The organism is Oligoflexus sp. (assembly GCF_035712445.1).
GTDB lineage: Bacteria > Bdellovibrionota_B > Oligoflexia > Oligoflexales > Oligoflexaceae > Oligoflexus.
In genome coordinates, this window is record NZ_DASTAT010000144.1 from 1 (window position 1) to 3,575 (window position 3,575).

Sequence of the window (3,575 nt, forward strand, 5' to 3'; positions counted from 1 at the left end):
GTTACTTTCTCAGACTTGCTGACAGAGTTTAGGCGGGAACTGCTGGAAAAAGTCGAATTTGCAATGGACGGACCACGACTGCATTTTGATAAATCAACAATAATATCGACAGCCGTGGCCTAGTTTTGTCCAAACTTGAGGGAACTCGATTGAGTTCCTGATACTCTGCGAGAGTGAGTGGTCGAAGCGCTTGCCTTTGGGGGGTATATTGTCATGCAAACCTCTGCCTTCAAACTTCGTTCTGGTTCCATGTCAGGTTTACTTTGGGAGTTTATGAAGCCTGGCACTACACTCTTCCAAGGGCTGCGCTGCGGTCGAATGTTAAGCGGAATATTTTTCCTTCTCATCACTTTTCATTTTGCCATGGTGGCTCTGAGTGGCGTCGGATATCATTGGCAAAGACTGGGAAAAACATCGGATTGGTTGCAATACTACCGCGAAGCGTCCGGGGCGAATTACCAGTACGCATTTTTTTCGCCAGGCATTAAATCCCAAATTAGGGCGCGCTTTACAATCAAAGATGTGCATGGTGTGACCCAAAACGTCGAAATGCTAAGCCCCGACAACCGTGAAGCCAATCTCCGCATCAGCTCTATCTACAACCTCTTTGTCCTGCAATGGCGCGAAGAATCGCCAGGTATCATGCGTCGCCGCATCGCAGCTTCATTGGCGGGAACCATCTTCGGACGGTACCCCGAGGCCGAGACCGTAGCGGTTGCGATTGATGAGTATCGACCGCATAGCCTCAAAAATTTCGGGACCCAGCCTCCACCAGAATGGAAGCAGATTTATGAAGTTGAATTTTCCAAGGCGGGAAAGGTGGAATAGCATGAAAGGAAGGGCCCACGTCGCAAACGCGCTCGATCAGCCACAAGTATGGGCGGCGCTCAAACTCAAGATGCGGGAGTTTTTTTTCAAACCTGCCACAGCTCGACCTTTGGCAGCAGTGCGGATCGGCATTACGGCGTTACTTCTTATTCAAGCCGTGGTTCTGCGTGACTGGATGTTTCCATTTCTTTCGAGTGACGGCTTCATTCAAAAACCGGTCGCTGATGCCCTATGGACTTCCGCACTCCCGAATATACCCAACATCACCTGGCTAATGCAATGGCTCCTGCCATTTTCCGAACCGACCTCGATTGTTATTGTTTCCGTCAGCTATCTTATTTCCCTTATCTTTCTCGCTTCGGGACTTTATACACGATTGTTCAGTGTGCTCACGTGGTTTTTCCATTGGACCATCTACAATTCGGCGTTTACACTTCACTACGGAGTGGACATGTATGCCCACGTTTTTCTGTTCTACCTTATGTTTACCCGTTCGGGAGACTGCTGGTCGGTGGATGCCTGGCGCCGGAGTGAACCCGCAGAACCTTCAGCTGTCAACCGATTGGGATTGCGGGCCATGCAGATTCAACTGGCCATGAGTTATCTGGCGACAGGGCTTTGGAAAGCGCAGAGTGAACAATGGTGGAACGGCGACCTTATATGGAGAGCTCTGACTCTTCCCCTTTATCAGCACTTTGATTTCACTCGGCTGGGCCACTGGCCTTTCTTCTTCATCTTTGCTGGCTGGATGACCCTCCTCTTTGAAATAGGCTATATCATCTTCATTTGGCCACGATTCACGCGCTGGATCTGGATCGCTGGCATCATGGGTATGCACGTGGGAATCGCTCTCTTCCTCGGCCTTGAGTTTTTTGGCGTTATCATGTGTATTTTAACGGGCGCGCTCTTCGGTATTTCGCCTGAGCCCGGTCAGATCCTGGCTGAAGGCGTCCCGTCTGCTCCCTTTGCGATGTGGACGAAAGCTCGAAATGGGAGTTAACTTTTTTTCCACCATCTTCTTTTACGAGGGTACAAAACATGCGTTTCCTCAACCTGCTCCTTTTCAATACGCTTCTTCTGTCAAGTCCCACTTTCGCTCAGAAAAACTCTGAAAATCAGTACGTGTCGGACGTCTTTGCAATCACATCCATGGTGAACGAAACCGAGGACCAATTTTTCGGAATATGGTGTCCGGAGATTGACGCCACTATTAGGAATGTCAGCACGTATGCGCCGCAGATGCAGGATAAGGAACTGAGATCCCGCGCCGAACAAAGGTTTCTGCCCTTCGTAAAATTGATCTTTCGTAAATCCTGTCGACCTTATGGAGCTGCAGGAGCATTCGAGGATTATGAGCGTGATAGTATCGCGGCGACTCCTGCCGGTCCCTATCTGAGCGAATCAGCTTTGCTTCAGGCTCTTGTCACCTTCAACAAAGCCGAGGTCGATGCGCTTGTGAAGACGTGGAATGAAGAGCGTCGTCAGCAGGGTCTGGGGGACGTAATAGCGGCTGACTATCCGAATTCCGTTGTGGGGGGTATTTCCTCCCTTCTTTTCATTCCCGGTTGGCCCGGTCGGCCTCAGCTGAATCAATGGGTGCAGGTACAGCGAACTCTGGAATCCATGCTTTTCATTTCTCTTGAGCCTTCAGGGAGCGGCTATGCGAGTTATCTGCGAGCGTCCAGGCTCCAGCCTAAAAAAGAGAAGTTCCTTATCGAGCCGGGTCTGTCCAACCTCGATGCCAACTGCTTCGGTTGTCACTACAGCGGCAAGCCTCTGCGATTGCCTGCTCTGGACGATCCTGAACAGGCCGCCCGAGTGAAAATGATTAATGATGCCAGAAAACTTTATCCCGCGCGGACGCATCACCCCATTTATAATCCGCCGGAAAATATCCCTGGCATGGGAACCTCAGGCACCCTCACCATGGAGCGGGCGAGCCTGTTTGCAGGAAGACCCGTGACAGCGGACGAGCTGACTCTGCTCAATCAAAATACCCGGTGTAACAGCTGTCATAACGGTTCTTTTCAAAATCCCATACACGACACCATTGCCGGTGTCATCACGATTTATCTACACAATGGCTTCATGCCGCCCGGACTTGCAAAACCCTTGGATGATAGCTCACGACAGCTGGTAGAGAAAGTCCTGGCCGCCTCCTATCGGGAGACCCTGCGGGATTATTTTTTGCCTCCGGTGACCTCAGGTGACAGCCCTGACCAGACTCCTCAGCAATAAGCACAGAGTCAGGTTCTGAAGTGTTGAATGTCCGTGTCGCTTTAAAAGTCCAGTACGCATCACGAAATCAAGTCATCCGAATGAAATCGGTGACTCGTAGAAATTATGTCTTGAAAATGACGCCGCAGAATCAACAGCATCATAATGTGAACTTTCGATTCCTATTGCGTAAGACGTGGAATGGTCCTGCCGCATTGAATATACGGCACCCAACCCGGTGGATGCCAGATTTTCAGGACCGAACATGACGTTTGCTATCAGTCTCATCGTTCGCCTATGGTATTTCGCACACTGTAAAATCAAACCCCGAAAAAAGAAAATTAATACTCTGCGCTCGCTTTAGAAGAGCGGGATCTGAAATCAACTTCAGAATACGCTCCATATAAAGAATCTCATGCCCACCGATCCGAATGTAATGCTGCAGAAACGTCTCCCTCTGCCGCGGACTCACCGGGGCCTTCACCACACTTTCCCAAGCCTCAATGATGCGATCGACTTCTTCTTTCAAC

Annotated in this window: 4 protein-coding genes; 3 read left to right on the forward strand and 1 reads right to left on the reverse strand. The window is 50.2% G+C overall.

Annotated elements, in window-relative coordinates; translation table 11 throughout:
• Positions 1-177 precede the first annotated feature (177 nt).
• From VFO10_RS30595 to VFO10_RS30605, 3 genes are read left to right on the forward strand one after another with little or no spacing between them, the layout of a single operon-like run.
• Positions 178-828: a hypothetical protein gene (locus VFO10_RS30595; protein ID WP_325145836.1), complete on the forward strand. Its 651-nt coding sequence runs from the start codon at positions 178-180 to the stop codon at positions 826-828.
• Entirely contained in the window at positions 725-1,828 is a 1,104-nt protein-coding gene (locus VFO10_RS30600; RefSeq protein WP_325145837.1) for a hypothetical protein, read from the forward strand. The genes VFO10_RS30595 and VFO10_RS30600 overlap by 104 nt, the downstream gene beginning before the upstream one ends.
• A 38-nt stretch (positions 1,829-1,866) precedes the next feature.
• Positions 1,867-3,066 carry a hypothetical protein gene (locus tag VFO10_RS30605; protein ID WP_325145838.1) on the forward strand — a complete coding sequence of 400 codons (1,200 nt, stop codon included), beginning with the start codon at positions 1,867-1,869 and terminating at the stop codon, positions 3,064-3,066.
• Between the two features lie 274 nt (positions 3,067-3,340).
• Here VFO10_RS30605 and VFO10_RS30610 read toward each other — a convergent pair.
• Positions 3,341-3,575: hypothetical protein (locus VFO10_RS30610; RefSeq protein ID WP_325145839.1), on the reverse strand; the 235-nt coding region annotated here is incomplete at its 5' end.